The organism is Paraburkholderia sp. BR14320 (assembly GCF_040948665.1).
Lineage (GTDB): Bacteria > Pseudomonadota > Gammaproteobacteria > Burkholderiales > Burkholderiaceae > Paraburkholderia > Paraburkholderia youngii.
Genome location: NZ_JBFPKG010000059.1, coordinates 26,440 through 45,255, shown reverse-complemented (window position 1 = coordinate 45,255; position 18,816 = coordinate 26,440). Strand labels below are relative to the sequence as shown.

At 63.4% G+C, this 18,816-nt stretch carries 19 protein-coding genes; 16 read left to right on the top strand and 3 right to left on the bottom strand.

What is annotated here, in order from left to right:
* The 3 genes from AB3X89_RS33825 to phaC form a co-directional block, all read left to right on the top strand.
* Positions 1–257 (top strand): electron transfer flavoprotein subunit alpha/FixB family protein (locus AB3X89_RS33825; protein ID WP_368587145.1); only part of this gene is annotated, 257 nt, incomplete at its 5' end.
* A gap of 24 nt (positions 258–281) precedes the next feature.
* Positions 282–752: a MaoC family dehydratase gene (locus AB3X89_RS33820; protein ID WP_368587144.1), complete on the top strand. Its 471-nt coding sequence runs from the start codon at positions 282–284 to the stop codon at positions 750–752.
* Positions 753–766: 14 nt separating this feature from the next.
* A complete protein-coding gene (gene phaC, locus AB3X89_RS33815; RefSeq protein WP_368587143.1) occupies positions 767–2,509 on the top strand; it encodes a class I poly(R)-hydroxyalkanoic acid synthase in 1,743 nt (580 codons plus the stop codon).
* A gap of 73 nt (positions 2,510–2,582) precedes the next feature.
* Here phaC and AB3X89_RS33810 read toward each other — a convergent pair whose 3' ends face one another.
* The gene (locus AB3X89_RS33810) at positions 2,583–3,584 is read right to left on the bottom strand and encodes an AraC family transcriptional regulator (protein ID WP_368587142.1); all 1,002 of its coding nucleotides are present in this window, start codon (positions 3,582–3,584) and stop codon (positions 2,583–2,585) included.
* A 241-nt stretch (positions 3,585–3,825) separates the two neighbouring features.
* On the opposite strand from AB3X89_RS33810, the gene AB3X89_RS33805 reads away from it, so the two are divergent.
* From AB3X89_RS33805 to AB3X89_RS33765, 9 genes are all read left to right on the top strand, one after another.
* Positions 3,826–4,881 carry a 3-keto-5-aminohexanoate cleavage protein gene (locus AB3X89_RS33805; RefSeq protein WP_368587141.1) on the top strand — a complete coding sequence of 352 codons (1,056 nt, stop codon included), beginning with the start codon at positions 3,826–3,828 and terminating at the stop codon, positions 4,879–4,881.
* Between the two features lie 154 nt (positions 4,882–5,035).
* Positions 5,036–6,358 carry an MFS transporter gene (locus AB3X89_RS33800; RefSeq protein WP_368587140.1) on the top strand — a complete coding sequence of 441 codons (1,323 nt, stop codon included), beginning with the start codon at positions 5,036–5,038 and terminating at the stop codon, positions 6,356–6,358.
* Between the two features lie 108 nt (positions 6,359–6,466).
* Entirely contained in the window at positions 6,467–7,447 is a 981-nt protein-coding gene (locus AB3X89_RS33795; protein ID WP_368587139.1) for a quinone oxidoreductase, read from the top strand.
* A 10-nt stretch (positions 7,448–7,457) separates the two neighbouring features.
* On the top strand, positions 7,458–8,306 hold the full coding sequence (locus AB3X89_RS33790; protein WP_368587138.1) for a TauD/TfdA dioxygenase family protein: 849 nt from the start codon (positions 7,458–7,460) through the stop codon (positions 8,304–8,306).
* 18 nt (positions 8,307–8,324) lie between these two features.
* Positions 8,325–8,891, top strand: coding sequence for an RBBP9/YdeN family alpha/beta hydrolase (locus tag AB3X89_RS33785; RefSeq protein ID WP_368587137.1), 567 nt, complete (start codon positions 8,325–8,327; stop codon positions 8,889–8,891).
* 32 nt (positions 8,892–8,923) lie between these two features.
* A complete protein-coding gene (locus AB3X89_RS33780) occupies positions 8,924–9,280 on the top strand; it encodes a Rieske (2Fe-2S) protein (protein WP_368587136.1) in 357 nt (118 codons plus the stop codon).
* Positions 9,281–9,330: 50 nt separating this feature from the next.
* Positions 9,331–10,956: a 3-(methylthio)propionyl-CoA ligase gene (locus tag AB3X89_RS33775; RefSeq protein WP_368587135.1), complete on the top strand. Its 1,626-nt coding sequence runs from the start codon at positions 9,331–9,333 to the stop codon at positions 10,954–10,956.
* 138 nt (positions 10,957–11,094) lie between these two features.
* The gene (locus AB3X89_RS33770; RefSeq protein ID WP_368587134.1) at positions 11,095–12,240 is read left to right on the top strand and encodes a porin; all 1,146 of its coding nucleotides are present in this window, start codon (positions 11,095–11,097) and stop codon (positions 12,238–12,240) included.
* Positions 12,241–12,270: 30 nt separating this feature from the next.
* Positions 12,271–12,648 carry a BON domain-containing protein gene (locus tag AB3X89_RS33765; protein ID WP_368587133.1) on the top strand — a complete coding sequence of 126 codons (378 nt, stop codon included), beginning with the start codon at positions 12,271–12,273 and terminating at the stop codon, positions 12,646–12,648.
* A 54-nt stretch (positions 12,649–12,702) separates the two neighbouring features.
* Here the strand turns inward: AB3X89_RS33765 and AB3X89_RS33760 are convergent, their stop codons facing one another.
* Entirely contained in the window at positions 12,703–13,146 is a 444-nt protein-coding gene (locus AB3X89_RS33760) for a glyoxalase/bleomycin resistance/extradiol dioxygenase family protein (RefSeq protein ID WP_176120769.1), read from the bottom strand.
* Positions 13,147–13,387: 241 nt separating this feature from the next.
* On the opposite strand from AB3X89_RS33760, the gene AB3X89_RS33755 reads away from it, so the two are divergent.
* The 4 genes from AB3X89_RS33755 (at position 13,388) to AB3X89_RS33740 (ending at position 17,652) form a co-directional block, all read left to right on the top strand.
* Positions 13,388–14,179, top strand: coding sequence for a DUF899 domain-containing protein (locus AB3X89_RS33755; RefSeq protein WP_368587132.1), 792 nt, complete (start codon positions 13,388–13,390; stop codon positions 14,177–14,179).
* Between the two features lie 142 nt (positions 14,180–14,321).
* On the top strand, positions 14,322–15,176 hold the full coding sequence (locus AB3X89_RS33750; RefSeq protein ID WP_368587131.1) for a lysostaphin resistance A-like protein: 855 nt from the start codon (positions 14,322–14,324) through the stop codon (positions 15,174–15,176).
* Between the two features lie 91 nt (positions 15,177–15,267).
* Positions 15,268–15,693 (top strand): DUF1801 domain-containing protein, encoded by a 426-nt coding sequence (locus tag AB3X89_RS33745; protein WP_368587130.1) that lies wholly within the window; start codon positions 15,268–15,270, stop codon positions 15,691–15,693.
* Between the two features lie 225 nt (positions 15,694–15,918).
* Complete coding sequence (locus AB3X89_RS33740) at positions 15,919–17,652, top strand: IlvD/Edd family dehydratase (RefSeq protein ID WP_368587129.1); 1,734 nt, start codon at positions 15,919–15,921, stop codon at positions 17,650–17,652.
* A gap of 91 nt (positions 17,653–17,743) precedes the next feature.
* Here the strand turns inward: AB3X89_RS33740 and AB3X89_RS33735 are convergent, their stop codons facing one another.
* Positions 17,744–18,799 (bottom strand): serine hydrolase domain-containing protein, encoded by a 1,056-nt coding sequence (locus tag AB3X89_RS33735; RefSeq protein ID WP_368587128.1) that lies wholly within the window; start codon positions 18,797–18,799, stop codon positions 17,744–17,746.
* Between the last annotated feature and the right edge of the window lie 17 nt (positions 18,800–18,816).

Below are 18,816 nucleotides of genomic sequence, written 5' to 3'. Positions count from 1 at the left end.
CATCGCGCGCAGCCGTCGACGCGGGCTTCGTGCCGAACGACTATCAGGTCGGCCAGACCGGCAAGATCGTCGCGCCGCAACTGTACGTCGCGGTCGGCATCTCGGGTGCGATCCAGCATCTCGCCGGCATGAAGGACTCGAAGGTCATCGTCGCGATAAACAAGGACGAAGAAGCGCCGATCTTTAGCGTGGCCGACTACGGCCTCGTCGGCGATCTGTTCACCCTCGTGCCGGAACTCGAGCAGGCGCTCGGCTAACCGCCCCCAGCAAGCGGAATAATCATGAATGAGCTTAACGGATACGATTTCGAAGACCTGCAACTGGGCATGAGTGGCCGGTTCGCCAAGACCATCACGGAGGCGGACATTCTGTTCTTCGCGAGCGCGTCGGGAGACATCAACGCGGTTCACATCAACGAGCAGTTTGCGCAAACCACACCCTTCAAGGGGCGCATCGCCCACGGCATGCTGACCGCCAGCATCATCTCCGCGGCGCTCGCGGGGCAGCTGCCCGGTCCGGGCACGATCTATCTCGGCCAGAACCTGCGCTTCAAGGCGCCGGTCCGACCCGGCGATACCGTGCAGGCCGAAGTGACCGTCAAGGAACTGATCCACGACAAGCGCCGCGTGGTGCTGTCCACCGTTTGCACGGTCGGCGGCAAGGTGGTGGTCGACGGCGAGGCGACGGTGATGCCGACAAGCTGCCGCGACCGTGTCGTCGAGGACGCGGCTTGCGTCGCCAGCGAAGCATGATAGCGAGCCCCGCCATGAGAATGCCATTCAGCATGCCACACGAGTTTTCCACGGGCTGGGTCAAGGCCGGCTTCGATTTCTGGCGTTTTTCGCCGCTCAAGGAAGAATTCGATGCGTCGGTGCCTGACACCGACGGCTCGGACTTCGATTTCGACGGGCCGTTCGCGCGAGGCTCCGTGACCCACACGAGCGCCCACTACCTTCAAAAGCAGGCGCAACTGTGGAGCGATGCCGTCGCCGGATTGATCGGCGGGCGCACGGAGTTGAAGGCGGTCGCCGAGCCCGAGCAGGGAGACCGGCGCTTTCACGCCGACGACTGGTCCAGCAACGGCTGGTACAGTCTTCTGAAACAGAGCTATCTGATCAATGCGAGGGCGCTCGCGGACTTCGTCGAAGCGAGTACGCTCGACGAAAAAGGCAAGCACAAGCTGCGCTTTTTCATGCGCCAGTTCATCGACTGCGCCAGCCCCGCGAATTTCCTCGCGACGAATCCCGAGGTCCTCCGGGAGGCGGTGGAATCGGGTGGCTCGAGCCTGCTGTCGGGCGTCACGCATCTGCTCGACGATCTGGGCAGCGGCTCGATTTCGATCACCGACCGAAGCGCATTCGAAGTGGGCCGCAGCGTGGCCACGTCCAGCGGCGCGGTGGTCTATGAAAACGATCTGTTTCAGCTGATCCAGTACGATCCGTTGACGCCGAAGGTTGCCGCGCGGCCGCTCGTGATCATTCCGCCGTGCATCAACAAGTTCTACATTCTGGATCTGCAGCCCGAGAATTCGTTCGTGCGCTTCGCCTCCGAGCAAGGCCTGACGGTGTTTGTCGTGTCGTGGCGCAATCCGCAGCAGGACATGGCGCAGACCACGTGGGACGCCTACCTCGAGGACGGCGTGATGCAGGCGCTCAAGGTGGCGCGTGAGATTAGCCGGGCCGACCAGGTGAATGCGTTGGGTTGGTGCGTGGGCGGCACGATGCTGTCGTCGGCGCTGGCGGTCATGCGTGCGAACGGCGAGGACTCGGTGGCGAGCCTGACACTGTTGACGGCACTGCTCGACTTCACCGATCCGGGCGATCTCGGCGTGTTCATCGACGAGCAGGGCGTGGCGATGCGCGAGCACACGATCGGCCGCGGCGGCCTTTATCCTGGCCGCGAACTCGGCTTCGTATTCCAGGCGCTGCGTGCCAACGATCTGATCTGGCCGTATGTCGTGAACAATTACCTGAAAGGCAAAGCCCCAGCCGCGTTCGACCTGCTGTACTGGAACGCGGACACGACCAATTTGCCCGGCCCGATGTACAGCTTCTATCTGCGCAACATGTACCTCGAAAACAGTCTGCGCGTGCCGAACAAACTGACGTTCTGCAACACGCCGGTGGATCTCGGCAACGTCGATATCCCAAGCTATCTGATGGCGGCCGAGGAAGATCACATCGTGCCGTGGCGATCCGCCTATCAGTCGACGCAACTACTTGGTGGTCAAACCGAGTTCGTCCTCGGGGCAAGCGGCCATATCGCGGGTGTGGTCAATCCAGCGTCGAAGAACAAGCGCAGCTACCGGACCAACGATACCTGCAACGAGAACGCCGACGAGTGGCTCGCGACGTCGGTTCAGCAGCGCGGCAGCTGGTGGAATCACTGGATCGAATGGGTCAAGCAGCATTCCGGAGAGCAGGTCGAGGCGCGCACCAAGCTCGGCAATCGGAAGTACAAGCCTATCGAGAGCGCGCCGGGCCGCTATGTGAAGCTTCGCGCGGAATGAGCGGATGGCGACAGCGCGTGCGGCAATGGCGGAGTGTGATGTTCAGTGCATCACACTCCGTTTTTTTTCTTCGTCACTTCGCATGGCTCGCGCGCCAGTCGCGCGGCGTCATATGGAAGCGCGACACGAACCAGTTCGTGAACGATCCCTGTTGCGCATAGCCGAGCAGCGCCGACACACGTCCGATCGGGTAGGTCGGATTGCTCATGTAGCGCACGGCGAGCTCGCCGCGAACTTCCTCGACCTGATCCGAAAAGCTGGTGCCGGCCGAACTCAACTGCCGTTGCATGGTGCGCACGCTCAGATGCAGATAACGTGCGACCAGCTCGGCGTTCGCCTGTTCGAGCGGCAGCAGCAGGTAGATCGCCTTGCGCACTTCGAGCGCGGCCGATTCCGCGGCGCTCGCGTTCTTCGGAGAGGCGAGGCTCTCCGCATAGCGCACGAGTTCAGGATCGGCCAGCGGATTCGGGTAGTCGAGATCGGCGCTCGCGCAGACGAAGCCATTGAAGTCGCTGCCGAACTGCAGCGGACAGCCGAAGAAGCGTCGATGGAACGTCAGGTCCTTCGGTGCGGCGTGTGTGAAATGGAGCTCGCGCGGTTTCCAGAACTTGCCGAGCAGAGCACTGGAGTGCCGCGCGAGCACAGCGAGCGCCAGTTCGATCGCCTGCTTCGTCGGTGTACCCGGTTCGACGACGAGTTCCTCCCGAATGGTGACCGTTTTGTCCGCGTCCTCGACGTACACCGCCAGCGCTTCGTTGAGCAGATGACGGTATTCGGCCGCGGCCAGCAAGACTTCGCGCAGCGTGCGTTTGTGCGCGAGCAGGACATTGATTACGCCGCTGCCGAAGGTCTGCCGCGTTTCCGCCATTTGCAGCGCGAGGGTCGGGCACGACGCCTTTTCGGCCGTCATTTCGAGCAGCCGGCAACAGGCGGTGGCCGATACGCGATCGTCCGGATTCGCGAGCGCGCCGGCATCGATGCCGGCCTGTTTCGCGAGCTCGACCGGATTCAGTCCGAGCCGTCGCGCCACTTCGAAATAACCGCTCATGGCTACCGACGTCACCATCGTTTCCATCGTAGTTTCTCCGGACGATTCAAACGCTGAGTCTTTTTCTTGTCATTAAACGCTTGCTTCGCGCAATTATTGGTGTTAACGCGCAGTGGCACGAATCGCTAAAAGGATGGCGTCCAATCATAAAAGTGTAGCGCTTGATTCCCGTATCGTGTGCACATGTCGTTCGATGTGTTCCAGCAAATTTTCATGCGACCTCGCGATAGCGGAACACCGTCACTCACAACTGGATGGAGGCAATCAAATGCAATTTCTCGACGATTCGCTGCACCCTGAGAATCAGGACAAGGTAGTCATCACCACCGCCCCTTACGGCCCGGAATGGATGCCCGCGGACTTCCCGGAAGACATCCCCGTGACGATGGACCAGCAGATCCAGAAGGCCGTCGATTGCTACAACGCCGGCGCCACGGTACTGCACCTGCACGTGCGCGAACTGGACGGCAAGGGCTCGAAGCGCCTGTCGAAGTTCAATGAACTGATCGCGGGTGTGCGCGCCGCTGTGCCCGACATGATCATTCAGGTCGGTGGCTCGATCTCGTTCGCACCGGAAGACGACGGACAGGCCGCGAAGTGGCTGTCCGACGATACCCGCCATATGCTGGCCGAGCTCGATCCGAAGCCCGATCAGGTGACGGTCGCGATCAATACCACGCAGATGAACATCATGGAGTTGCTCTATCCCGAGTATCTGGCGGGCACCTCGCTTTCCAACCCTGCGTTCATGGCCGCCTACAGCGAAATGACGGTTCCGGCCGGTCCCGCATGGGTCGAGGAGCATCTGCGCCGCCTGCAGGCTGCGGGCATCCAGCCGCACTTCCAGCTCACCGGCATTCACGCGCTCGAAACGCTCGAGCGCCTCGTGCGCAAGGGCGTCTACAAGGGCCCGCTGAACCTGACGTGGATCGGCATCGGCGGCGGCTTCGACGGCCCGAACCCGTTCAACTTCTTCAACTTCGTGCATCGCGCGCCGGATGGCTGCACGCTCACCGCCGAGTCGCTGCTGAAGAACGTGCTGCCGTTCAACATGATGGCGATGTCGATGGGCCTGCATCCGCGCTGCGGCATCGAGGACACGATCATCGATCAGCACGGTAAGCGCTTCACGTCGGTACAGCAGATCGAACAGTGCGTGCGCGTCGCGCGCGAACTGGGCCGCGAAATTGCCACTGGTAAAGAAGCCCGCGAGATCTATCGTATTGGTGTGCAGTACGAGACGGTCGAAGAAACGCTCAGCGCCAACGGGATGGCGCCGAACCGCCAGGCCGGCGTCAGGAACCTGCCGCTTCGCGCGGCGTGAATGCCAGGAGTCCGGGCCGACGCGTTGGCCGAGGCCGGGCTTCATGGGTAACGCTCCCGCTGGATAGCGGGAGCAGATAGCTGAATCCATAACAGGTCGTCGGCCCAAGCGGGCAAGGCGGCCGCCACGGAGTCAGCGTGGAAGGAGACTAAACATGCTCGTTCAGCATGCAGCGCCCACGGCGGGCGAAGTTACGGCAGCAAAGACGGATGTGCGCGCTTATGCGTGGGTGGTGTTTGCGTTGACGGTCGGATTGTTGCTTTCCGACTATATGTCGCGGCAGGTGTTGAATGCCGTGTTTCCGCCGCTCAAGGCGGCATGGAATTTGTCCGATGCGCAGCTGGGTTCGCTCAGCAGCGTGGTCGCGCTGATGGTCGGTGTGCTCACATTTCCACTGTCGGTGCTGGCCGACCGCTGGGGCCGCGTGAAGAGCATCGTGCTGATGGCGGCGATGTGGAGTCTCGCGACGGTGGGCTGCGCGATCTCGGCGAACTACGGACAGTTGCTGCTGGCGCGTGCCTTCGTCGGAATCGGTGAAGCGGCTTATGGCAGTGTCGGCATCGCAGTTGTCCTGAGCATCTTTCCGGTGCGGCTGCGCTCCACGCTGACCGGCACCTTCATGGCCGGCGGCGCGTTCGGCTCGGTGCTGGGCATGGCGCTCGGCGGCGCGGTGGCGGCTCACCTCGGCTGGCGCTCCGCATTCGGCGCGATGGCGGCGATGGGGATCGTGCTGGTCGTGATCTACCGCCTCGTCGTCACCGAAAAGCGTCTTGCGCCGCTGCAGCCGGCGAGCGTGACGAAGCAGACGCAAACGCGCGGCATGCGCATGAGTCTGCGCGAACTGATGAAGGGCTTGTTTTCGACGAAGTCCGTGGTGTGCGCCTATGTGGGCAGCGGTTTGCATCTGATGGTTCCCGCCGCTGTGTGGGCATGGATGCCGAGCTTCCTGAACCGCTACTACGGCATGGCCACCGGCAAGGCTGCGATGTGCGCGGCGGTGTTCGTGCTGGTGACCGGGGTGGGCATGGTGGTGTGCGGAAACCTCGCCGACCGGCTCAGCAAGAACGTGCGGGAACGCAAGTGGAGTGCCGCGATCACCTACTGCCTCGCCTGTTTCGTTCTGCTCGCGATCGGCTTCCACATGACGGCGGGGCCGTGGCAACTGGTCGTGATCGGCGTCGGCATGTTCTTCTGCGCCGGTGCGAGCGGCCCGTCGGGTGCGATGGTGGCAAACCTCACGCCGCCGACCATTCACGCCTCGGCGTTTGCGACGCTGACGCTCGCGAACAACCTGCTGGGCCTCGCACCGGCGGCTGTTCTGACGGGGATCATCGCCGATCGGATCGGACTGCTGGGCGCGTTGCAACTGGTGCCGTTCGCACCGCTCGTCGCGGCCGCCGCATTCATGATCGGCAAACGGAACTACTCGGGCGATCTCGATCGGCTGAACACGCTGCGCGAACAGGCCGCACGCTGAGATCGGATCGTGCCGCGCGGACGGCGCGGAAGAACGGAACGTGTAACTGCGCCGCGGGCGCAATGAATTCTGCCAAGTGCAGATCAAGCAAAGAATTGGAGAGTCAACATGGCAAAGGCAGTGCGCTTTCATGAAACCGGTGGTCCCGAGGTCCTGCGCTACGAGGACGTCGAAGTGGGCAACCCGGGTCCCGGTCAGGTTCGCCTGCGCCATCAGGCAGTGGGCCTCAATTTCGCCGACACCTACTTCCGCAGCGGCCTGTATCCGGTGCCGCTGCCCGCGGGGATGGGCGTGGAGGCCGCGGGCGTGGTCGAGGCCGTGGGCCCCGACGTCACGAACGTCGCGGTGGGTGACCGTGTGACCTACACGGGCTTCATCAACACGCTCGGCGCGTACAGCACCGAACGCCTGATTCCGGCCGCGCCGCTGATCCGGCTGCCCGATGCGATCGACTGCGAAACGGCTGCCGGCATGACCATGCGCGGCCTGACCGCCGCGTACCTGATGCGCCGCATTCACGACTTCAAGGTCGGCGACACGATCCTTCTGCATGCCGCCGCCGGCGGTGTCGGCCTGATCGTTTCGCAGTGGGCGAAGCTGCTGGGTCTGACCGTGATCGGCACGGTGTCGAGCGAGGCGAAGGGCGAGGTGGCCCGCGCGCACGGCTGCGATCACGTCATCAACTACAGCCGCGAAGACGTCGCGAAGCGCGTTCGCGAACTGACCGATGGCGTCGGCGTGAACGTCGTGTTCGACAGCGTCGGCAAGGACACCTTCGAGGCTTCGCTCGATTCGCTGAAACGTCGCGGTCTGCTGGTTTGCGTCGGCACGGCCTCCGGCCCGATCCCGCCGTTCAATCCGCAGTTGCTGGCAATGAAAGGCTCGCTGTATCTGACCCGCCCGGCTCTGGCTGACTACATCGCCGATCCGGCCGAGAAGGACGAGCTTGCCGGCGAAATCTTCGGGCTCATCGCGTCGGGACGCATCAAGATCGAGTTGAATCAGCGCTATGCGCTCGAGGACGCGGCGCAAGCGCATCGTGATCTGGAATCGCGCAAGACGACGGGTTCGTCGGTCTTCGTTATCTAAGGAGCTAGCCATGCGAGTCGAACAACTGACGTACTCGATCGGCGCGGAACTGACCGGCGTGAATCTCGCTCATGCGATCCATGACGACGGCCTGTTTGCGGAGATCCGCTCCGCGCTGCTGAAGCACCGGGTGCTGTTCCTGCGCGACCAGGACATCACGCGCGCCGAACACGTGGCGTTCGCGCGCCGCTTCGGCGAACTGGAAGACCATCCGGTCGCGGGCAGCGATCCGGAAAATCCGGGCCTCGTGCGTATCTACAAGACCCCGGACCAGCCCAACGACCGTTACGAAAACGCGTGGCATGCCGACGCCACGTGGCGCGAAAACCCGCAGTTCGGTGCCGTGCTGCGTTGCGTGGAATGTCCGCCCGTCGGCGGCGACACGATGTGGGCGAACATGGTCCTCGCCTACGAGAATCTGCCGGCCTACGTGAAGACGCAGATCGCGGACCTGCGCGCGCGCCACAGCATCGAGGCGAGCTTTGGTGCGGCGATGCCGATCGAAAAGCGTCTGGCGTTGAAGGCGCAGTTTCCGGACGCGGAGCATCCGGTCGTGCGCACGCATCCGGAAACGGAAGAGAAGGTGCTGTTTGTGAGCGCTTTCACGAGCCATTTCACGAACTTTCATACGCCGGAGCGGGTGCGCTTCGGTCAGGACGCGAATCCGGGCGCGGGCGATCTGCTGCGCTATCTGATCAGCCAGGCGTACATCCCCGAGTACCAGGTGCGCTGGCGCTGGCAGAAGAACAGCATCGCGATCTGGGACAACCGCAGCACGCAGCACTATGCGGTGATGGATTACCCGCCGTGCCATCGCAAGATGGAACGCGCCGGCATTATCGGCGACAAGCCGTACTGAACCAGTAAGTAGCTTCCCATGAATTACGAATTGAAACCGACCATTCTGATGGTCCCGGGTTTGCGCGACCACGTCGCCGAGCATTGGCAAACCCTGTTGCAGCAACGGCTGCCGAAAGCGCTGTCGGTGTCGCCGCTCGAGCACGACAAGCTCAGTTGCGAGGCACGGGTTGCGGCGCTCGATGCCGCGCTCGCGAGAATCGACGGCCCGGTCATTCTGGTCGCGCATAGCGCGGGTGTGATGATCACCGTGCAGTGGGCGGCGCGGCACCAGCGCGAGATTCACGGTGCGCTGCTGGCGGCGCCGGCGGACCTCGAGACGCCGATGCCGGCGGGCTATCCGGAGCTGGATACGCTCGAGCAGCACGGCTGGCTGCCGATTCCGCGCAAGCGTCTGCCGTTTCCGAGCATCGTCGGCGCGAGCCGCAACGATCCGCTCGCACGGTTCGAGCGGGTGCAGGAAATGGCGCAGGACTGGGGCAGCCGCCTCGTCGATCTCGGCGAAGTCGGGCACCTCAATCCCGCTTCGGGCTTTGGCGAATGGCCGATGGCGGAGACGCTGATTCGCCGGCTGGTGCTGATGTGACGCGGCCGGCGCCGGATCAGAAGGAGCCTGGGATGTCGCGTCGGATCGAGGTGGGTGTCGCCGGTGAACTCGCGCCGGGCCAGCGCAAGCTGGCCTTCATCGATGGCCGCAGCATCGTGCTGTTCAACATCGCAGGCACGCTTCACGCCATCGACAACACCTGTCCGCACAACGGGGCCGCGCTTTCGGGCGGTCAGCTGGAAGGCTGCATGTTGCGCTGTCCGGCGCACGGTCTGCGCTTCGACGTGCGCACCGGCTGCATGGCGGGAACAGGCGGATTGAGTGTGACGACCTTCCCGGTCGAAATAGTGGATTCAAAGGTGGTGGTGAGTCTCGACGAGCCGAACGCGACGCCCTCGCATGAGCGAGCGGGCAGCGCGGCAACGTAAGGCCGGGTAGGCGAGATTCGAGACGCCACCACCAATCAGGAGACGGAAAAATGCAAGGCTTGATGATGCAGCAGTCGCTGCTGGTTTCCGCGCTGCTCACGCACGCGGAGCGCCATCACGGCGAACAGGAGATCGTGTCGCGACGCGTGGAAGGAGACATCCATCGTTATTCGTATCGGCACCTCGCGCAGCGCGCGCGCCGCATGGCCAACGCTCTGGCAACGCTCGGCGTCGGCCAGGGCGAGCGGGTCGCGACGCTCGCGTGGAACGGCTATCGCCACATGGAGCTGTACTTCGCGGTGTCGGGCTCCGGGTCGGTGCTGCATACGCTGAACCCGCGACTGCACGTCGACCAGCTCGAATACATCATCGAGCATGCGCAAGATCGCGTGGTGTTCTTCGACCTGACGTTTCTGCCGCTGATCGAGAGCGTCGCGCCCCGGGTGAAGAGCCCGAAGGTATTCGTGGCGATGACCGATCGCGCGCACATGCCGCAAGCGGACGAGCTGGGCGGCATGCTGATGTGCTACGAAGACCTGCTCGAGCTGCACGACGACGTTTTCGAATGGCCGCTGCTCGACGAAAACAGCGCGTCGTCGCTGTGCTACACGTCGGGCACCACCGGCAATCCGAAAGGCGTGCTGTACAGCCATCGCTCTACCGTGCTGCACACCTACGCGGCGGCGCTGCCCGATGCGCTGAACTGTTCCGCGCGCGACGTGATCCTGCCGGTCGTGCCGATGTTCCACGTAAACGCGTGGGGACTGCCCTATATCGCGTGCATGGTCGGCGCGAAGCTGGTGTTTCCGGGTCCGGCGCTCGACGGCAAGTCGCTCTATGAACTGATCGAAACGGAACACGTGACACTGTCGGCCGGGGTGCCGACCGTGTGGCAGGGACTCCTCACGCATGTCGATGCGATGGGCGGCACCTTCTCGTCGATGCGACGCACGGTGATCGGCGGCGCGCCGTGTCCGACCGCGATGACCGAAGCGTTCCAGAAGCGCCATCGGGTCGAGGTGCTGCACGCGTGGGGCATGACCGAATTGAGCCCGATCGGCACGGTCTGTAGCTTCAAGGCGCATCAGCAGTCGCTGCCGATGGACGAGCAGTACCAGGTGCAGGCGAAGCAGGGACGTGCGCTGTTCGGCATCGATATGCGGATCGTCGGCACGCACGGCAATGAATTGCCGTGGGACGGCGATAGCGCGGGCGATCTGCAGGTGCGCGGCCACTGGGTCACGCAACAGTATTTCGGCGCCGACGTCGAGTCGCCGCTGTGCGACGGCTGGTTTCCGACCGGCGACATCGCGACCATCGACCGGCACGGCTTCATGCAGATCACCGATCGCAGCAAGGACGTGATCAAGTCGGGCGGCGAATGGATCAGTTCGGCGGCCATCGAAAACGTCGCGTATCTGCATCCGGAAGTCGCGACAGCAGTGTGTATCGCCGCACGGCATCCGAAGTGGGACGAACGGCCGCTGCTGCTGGTCGTGAAAAAGCCGGGCAGCGAGCTGGCCGGCGACGAACTGCTGTCCTTCTTCAACGGCCGGGTCGCGCGCTGGTGGACCCCCGATGCCGTGGTGTTCGTCGACACGGTGCCTATCGGCGCAACGGGCAAGGTGCTGAAGAACCAGTTACGCGATCAATACGGGAACTACTACCTGCCCTGACGCACGGCTTGCGCAGCGACACAGTTCGATTCACGCAACAACGCGGCCGGGTACGCCCGGCGCACACAAAATCACCAATCGATTGAAGCGACCGCAGCATGGGCTTTGGCGCCACCGCCGGTACGCGAAGGAGACACAATGAAGTTAAAGACAAGCAGCGCTATCGTGTTGGCCATTTTCGCCACCGCAGCTCATGCGCAGTCGTCAGTGACGCTTTATGGCGTGATCGATACGGGCTTCCTGTATCAGAGCACGTCGGCGGCCACCTTCCTGCCGCACGCGCCGAACACGGGCAAGATTTATCAGCTGAAGGACGGCGGTATCTATGCGAGCTTCTGGGGTTTGAAAGGCAGCGAAGACATCGGCGGCGGCTATAAGGTCAATTTCAAGCTGCAGGGCGTATTCAACTCCACGAACGGCAAGTTCGGTCTGTCCGATACGCCGGGCACCACCGCGATCTTCAACCAGTTCGCGACGATCGGCGTGTCCGGGCCCTTCGGTACCTTCGACGCCGGCCGGCAGATCATTCCGATGATCTACGCGATGGCGGAAACCGACGTGCGTGGTGCGCAGTATTTCGGCAGTATTCTGACCGCGTGGCTGGGCATCAATCAGGCGGCCGGCTGGCCGGGTACGAGCACGAACGCGCCGATCGGCGCGCTGTACGACAGCAACGCGCTCGTCTATAACTCGCCGAAATTCCACGGCGCGTCGCTTGCGCTCGAGTACGCGCCGGGCGGCGTCGCCGGTCATTTCCAGGGCGGCACGCGCGAGTCGGCGGTGGCCAAGTATTCGAACTACGGTCTGAATCTGTCCGCGGTGTATTACAACGGCCACGATACCAACCCGTTCCCGATCACGTACCCGGCGGCACCCGCCATCCCTGCGACCGGGCTGGCGAACAACCGTTTCTACTATTTCGGTGCGATGTACACGATCGCCGGATTTTCGGTGTCGGCCTCGTACGGCGCAGGCAAGAACCCGGCGCATAGCAACACCGCGGACTTCGAAATGATTTCGGGGGGCCTTGGCTACCAGTTCAATCCGCGTTTCAAGGTCACGTCGGGGTACTACTACCTGAAAGACAAGAACAACTCGGCGAACCATTCGAGCGAATTCGCGGTGGGTGCGGAATACAACCTGTCCCAGCGCACCAAGGCATACGCGCAGGTGGGTTATGTGGCCAACAAGGGGACCATGAACCAGACCATCATCTATGGCGCGCCGGTTGCGCCTGGCGTGTCCACCACGGCGGCCATGGTCGGCATCCGCCACAACTTCTGATTACGTCACGTATAACAATTGGAGTATTCGATGAAAAGCATTCAGGTACGCGCGTTGGCGATTATCACATTGATTCTGGCCGCGTCGGGCAGCGCATGGTCGCAGTCGGGTCAGACGGCCAGCGCAGCTTCGGGTGCGCCCGCGATGTCAGCCAGCGCAGCCGCTCCCGTCAGCCCGAGGCAAGCGAATCGCGCGCTGCGTCGGCAGGTGTATGCCGCGATCGGCAAGCACAAGGAGATCAGCGCCGGCAATATCAGCGTCATCGCAAAGGGCGGTGCGGTGACGCTGAGCGGCACGGTCACCGACGCTTCCCAGATCAATCAGGTCGCGGAGATCGCGAAGGGCGTTCCGGGCGTGACTTCGGTGACCAACAAGCTCACCGTGCAAAAGCCGTTCGGCGGGCAGTGAAAAGAGCTCACGCAATCGGGGGGCCAAGCGCGAGCAGCCCACTGTCACAACCCGCTAGTTGTCGAACAGCGCCGTGTAACGGCGCTGCATCTCTTCAGGCGTGAGCGCTTCGATCTGCGCGCCGAGCTGCCATTCGTGGCCGAACGGATCGCGCACGGTCGCCGAGCGCTCGCCATAAAAATGATCGGTTAGCGGGAGGACCACGGTTGCGCCCGCTTTGACCGCTTGTGCGAATAGCTGGTCGACGTCGTCGCAGTGGATATGCAGCAGCACGCCCGGCCGGCTGTCGCCGCTCGGGCCGAGCATATCGTGCTCGGGATATTCATCGGACAGCATCACGATGGCGGGACCGATCTTCACTTCGGCATGGCCGATGCGGCCGCCCGGTTCGGTCAGGCGAAACTGTTCGACGCCGCCGAATGCCTGTGCGTAGAACTCAATCGCCTGCGCGGCATTGCGCACGCGCAGATAGGGGTAGACCTCATGGATCGCGCTCATCGTCACCTCCAGGTGGTGGGCGAATGATTCGTGGGACGTCATGGTCGTTGAGGCACATTACATTAGAAACAGACAGCCGGGTTTGGCCCACCGTGAATCCGGAATCGCGTCACATTTGTCACTCCCATCAGTCGATGACCGGCGGCGTAAACTGAACCTTCATCAACAGCGAGCGATGCAAGGTGAGCGAATCGCCTTCCGACCCGAACGCACAGGACATCGCTCTAACCCGGAGGTTGCGATGACGACGAACAAGTCACCTGAGAAGAGTGGGAAAGATGGACAGCCTGCGATGAAGACGCCGCCGGTTGTGTCGCGGCAAGAGTGGGAGGCCGCGCGCGAGCAGTTGCTCGTCAAGGAAAAAGCCTTGACACGTGCCCGCGACGCGCTGGCCGCCGAGCGGCGTCGGATGCCATGGCTTGCCGTGGAAAAAACGTATGCGTTCGACGGACCGCAAGGCAGAGTGAGCCTGCTCGATCTCTTCGAAGGCCGCCGTCAGCTGGTCATTTATCGCGCCTTTTTCGAGCCCGGCGTGCACGGATGGCCAGAGCATGCGTGCATTGGCTGCTCGCTGGGGGCCGATCAGGTCTCCCACCTTGCGCATTTGCACGCTCGCGACACGACCCTCGTGTACGCGTCCCGCGCACCGCAAGCCGACATCGCGCGGCTGAAGGCCCGGATGGGCTGGGAGATGATTCCCTGGTACACGATCACCGACAGTTTCGACGCCGACTTCGGCGTGGACGAATGGCACGGCCACAACGCGTTCATCCGGGACGGCGAGCGCGTGTTCCGAACATACTTGATTAACGGGCGTGGCGACGAGGCGATGGGCACGGTCTGGAGTTACCTCGACATGACGGCGCTCGGGCGTCAGGAGACGTGGGAGGATTCGCCGGAAGGCTACCCACAGAGCCGGCCGTACAAGTGGTGGAACTGGAACGACATGTACGTTCCCGGCGCGGCGCCCGATCCGAAGTGGGTCGAGGTGTCGGATGCCGGCGAGGCCGCATTTCGGAAGCAAGACGAGTAGCGCCTGCGAATCGTCGCTCGGAGAAACGGAGTTCGCCAACGTACGGGCACGGCGGTTCTCGCAGTCCAGCGGTACGTGAATGCTAGAGTCACGCTCGCACGCAAAGACAGCAATCACTGCAAGCCTGACTTCGAGCCTATCTATGTTCGCACTACCGTGGATCGCGATTTTCCTCGCCGCGCCGGCGACGTGGGCCAGCACGTTTCGCTGGCTCGGCGTCGGCCTGCTCGTGATCGGATACGGCACGGCGTTGGCGACCGGGCAGCTCGGCCCCTTGGCGAGCGTCGCCATTGCGCTGCTCGGCGTGGCCGCGTACGCGGTGTCGCCGGCTCGCCCGCGTTACGTTCGATACGCTGGTCATCTGCTGTTCGTCGCGCTCGCAATTGCGCTCAGCCTGCATTGGCTGCCAGGCTTTCATAACCCGCGCGTGATCGGCCCCGTGCAGTTCACGCCGGATGCCGTGCCCTTCACGATGTACCTCAATTTCGACAAGCCGCTAATCGGCTTCTGGCTGTTGCTCGCCTTGCCGTGGATCCGGCCTTCGCACGCGCTGCGCACGTGGTTAGTCGCCGGCGTCGGCGGTTGGCTGATCACGGTCGCGGCTTGCATGGCCGTTGCGTTGTCGCTGGGGATCGTCGGATGGGCGCCGAAGCGGCCCGCCGACAGCGTGCTGTGGTTGGTGAACAATCTCTTTCTCGTCACGCTGACTGAAGAGGCGTTGTTTCGCGGCTATCTGCAAGGCGGTCTCACGCGACTCTTCGCGCGCTGGCAAAGGGCGGACCTGCTCGCGCTATGCGTGGCGGCCGCGCTGTTCGGGCTCGCACATGGCGCGGGCGGATGGCAGTGGATCGTGCTCGGAAGTGTGGCGGGCATCGGCTATGGGCTTACGTATCGCTTCGGCGGATTATCGGCGGCGGTGCTCGCACATTTCGGGCTGAACGTGGTCCACTTTTTCTTCTTCACGTATCCGATGCTGCAGCCCGCGGGCAAGCTGTGAAACTACGCGGATCGGCCGTGCGCCAACCGCAAATCCAGGCGAAGATTACCAATGAATGGATCGTTTCTCCGTTTGCGAGGGCCACACTCCGATGAACGCATCCGAACGTATCGACGAACTGATCGCAGGACTCACCGACTGGCGCGGCGCGACCTTCGCTCGCATGCGTCAATGCGTGCTGGCGGCCGACCCGGCGATCGTCGAGGAATTCAAGTGGATGGGTAGCCCAGTCTGGTCGCGCGACGGCATGATCGCGGTCGCCAACGCGCACAAGGGTAAGGTCAAGCTGACCTTCGCGCATGGGGCGGGCCTGGCCGATCCGGACGGTTTGTTCAACGCGGGCCTCGAAGGCAACGCGCGGCGCGCGATCGACTTCTTCGAGCGCGACGAGGTCGACGAGCGCGCACTGAAAGCGCTGATCCGCGCCGCGATCGACTATAACCAAAGTCATCTGAAGAAGAACACGCGCGGCGCATTACTTAAAGCCGGCCGTAAGCAGGCGGCCGGCGAGGCCTGAAGCCGGCACGGTCTGCTCGCCGACCCCGGCGCGCCGCCAGCCCCGGCGGATCGATACCAGAACTGATATCAATATCGCCCAAAATATAATTGGAAAGATATCAACCCGCTCCGTACACTTCACCATCCCTGGACATTGAGCGGCAGCCTTGCGCCGTGGCGCCGGGTGGGCCGCTTCAGTCAAATATGCCGGTGAGGGTCCCGGCGCATGCATCAAGGACCTAGCATGTCGGAAAAAAAGCGGAAATTGCGCTCGGCCGAATGGTTCGGCACGGCTGACAAGAACGGCTTCATGTATCGAAGCTGGATGAAGAATCAGGGCATCCCGGACCACGAGTTCGACGGGCGCCCTGTGATCGGTATTTGCAACACGTGGTCCGAGCTGACACCGTGCAACGCGCACTTTCGCAAGCTCGCCGAGCACGTGAAGCGCGGCATCTACGAAGCAGGTGGCTTCCCGGTCGAGTTCCCGGTGTTTTCGAACGGCGAATCGAATCTGCGTCCGACCGCGATGCTCACGCGCAATCTCGCGGCGATGGATGTCGAGGAGGCGATCCGCGGCAATCCGATCGACGCGGTGGTGCTGCTGACCGGCTGCGACAAGACGACCCCCGCGCTCTTGATGGGCGCGGCGAGCTGCGACGTGCCGGCGATCGTCGTGACCGGCGGCCCGATGCTGAACGGCAAGCTCGACGGCAAGAACATCGGCTCTGGCACCGCCGTGTGGCAGCTGCACGAATCGCTGAAGGCCGGCGAGATCGACCTGCATCAGTTTCTGTCCGCCGAGGCGGGCATGTCGCGCTCGGCGGGCACCTGCAACACGATGGGCACCGCGTCGACGATGGCCTGTATGGCCGAAGCGCTCGGCACGTCGCTGCCGCACAACGCGGCGATTCCCGCGGTCGACTCGCGCCGCTACGTGCTCGCGCATATGTCGGGCATCCGCATCGTCGAGATGGCGCTCGAAGACCTGAAGCTGTCGAAGATCCTCACGCGCGAGGCGTTCGCCAACGCGATCCGCGTCAATGCGGCGATCGGCGGCTCGACCAATGCGGTGATTCATCTGAAGGCGATCGCGGGGCGCATCGGTATTGATCTGGAACTCGACGACTGGGTGCGCATCGGCCGCGACACGCCGACGATCGTCGACCTGATGCCGTCGGGCCGCTTCCTGATGGAAGAGTTCTATTACGCGGGCGGTCTGCCGGCCGTGCTGCGCCGGCTCGGCGAAGCGAACCTGCTGCCGCATCCGGACGCGTTGACGGTCAACGGCAAGTCGCTGTGGGACAACGTGAAAGACGCGCCCAACACCAACGACGAAGTGATCCGTCCGCTCGACAAGCCGCTCGTCGCCGATGGCGGTATTCGCGTGCTGCGGGGCAATCTCGCGCCGCGCGGCGCGGTGCTGAAGCCGTCGGCGGCGACGCCCGAGTTGCTCAAGCATCGCGGACGCGCGGTCGTGTTCGAGAACTTCGAGCACTACAAGTCGCGCATCGTCGACGAAACGCTCGACGTCGATGCGAACTCGGTGCTGGTGATGAAGAACTGCGGGCCGAAGGGTTATCCGGGCATGGCCGAAGTCGGCAACATGGGCCTGCCGCCGAAGCTGCTGAAGCAGGGCGTGAAGGACATGGTGCGCATTTCCGATGCGCGCATGAGCGGCACCGCATACGGCACCGTGGTGCTGCACGTGACGCCGGAGGCGGCGGCCGGCGGCCCGCTCGCCGCGGTGCAGGACGGCGACTGGATCGAGCTCGATTGCGACGCGGGCACACTGCACCTCGATATCAGCGACGCGGAGCTCGAGCGCCGTCTCGCGAAGCATGTGCCGCCCGAGCCGCCGGAAGGTGGCGGGTACCGGCGCCTGTATATCGATCACGTGTTGCAGGCCGATGAGGGGTGCGACCTCGACTTCCTCGTTGGTTGTCGAGGCTCCGCGGTGCCGCGGCATTCGCACTGACGCGCTGATCTGCTGTTGCAACCGTAACGGCTCGACCGATGACCATGCGGGCGATGCATTTGTGCATCGCCCGCATTTTTTTGATTCGTGGCTATCGGCCGAGGTTATCGACCGCGTCGAGCACCAGCCCGAAAAACTCGTTGGCCGAGGCCGGATTCAGCCAGCGCACGACCACCGTCATGCGCCGCTCCGGTTCGACCCACGTGAACGAACTGCCCGCGCCGATGCCGAAATAGCTCGACTCCGGCACGTTCGGGAACACCTTGCGCCCGGTGTTGAGCCACACGAGGTAGCCATAGAACGGCGCGATCGCGCACGGAGTGCGCATGCGCGCGATCCATTCGGACGACAGCACGCGCTGGCCGTTCGCGACGCCGTCATCGAGCAGCATCTGCGCGACCTTCAACTGATCGTTCGCGCTGACCGACATGCCGCCGCCCCAGTGCGTACCACCCGGCACCGACTGCATGCGTCGCCCGTCGATCTCGACCCATGCGCCGTCGTAGCCGACCCATTGCCAGTTTTCGCTCGCACCCGTTGGCCGCATGATCGCTTCGCGAAACACCTCGGGCAGCGGCTGACGGAACAGATGCAGCAGCGCGAGCGACAGCTGGTTGATGCGGACGTCGTTGTATTCCCAGTAGCTGCCCGGCCGTTGCAGCGGACGCGGGTCGCCTTTCTTGCCATCGGGCGGCGCGGCGAAATTGACCGCTCGGTAGTGATCCGCCTGATCCGACAAACCGAAGTAAGTGCCGCGCCATTCGCTGGTTTGCTGCAGCAGATGTGCCCAGGTGATCGGTGCGTTGTGTTCGTCGTCGAAGCCGATGTTGGGCACGCGCACGCGCACCGGCTCGTCGACGTCGGGCAACAACCCGCGATCGTGCGCGACGCCGGCGAGCAGCGCGAGGTACATCTTCGCGACGCTGAAGGTCAGATCGGCCCGATCCGGTTCGCCCCAGCTCGTCAGCACGCGGCCGTCGACAGCGATCGCACCCGATACCGGTCCGCGATCATGCACGGGACCGAGCAGCTTGTTCCATGGCGGCGGGTCGTTCACGTGCACACCCCATGCGCCACCCACATGGCGGTCCCAAAGCGATTCATGATCCACCGCGAACTGCACGGCTTGCTGCAATCGGTCTTGCATGGATAAGGTCCTGTCGG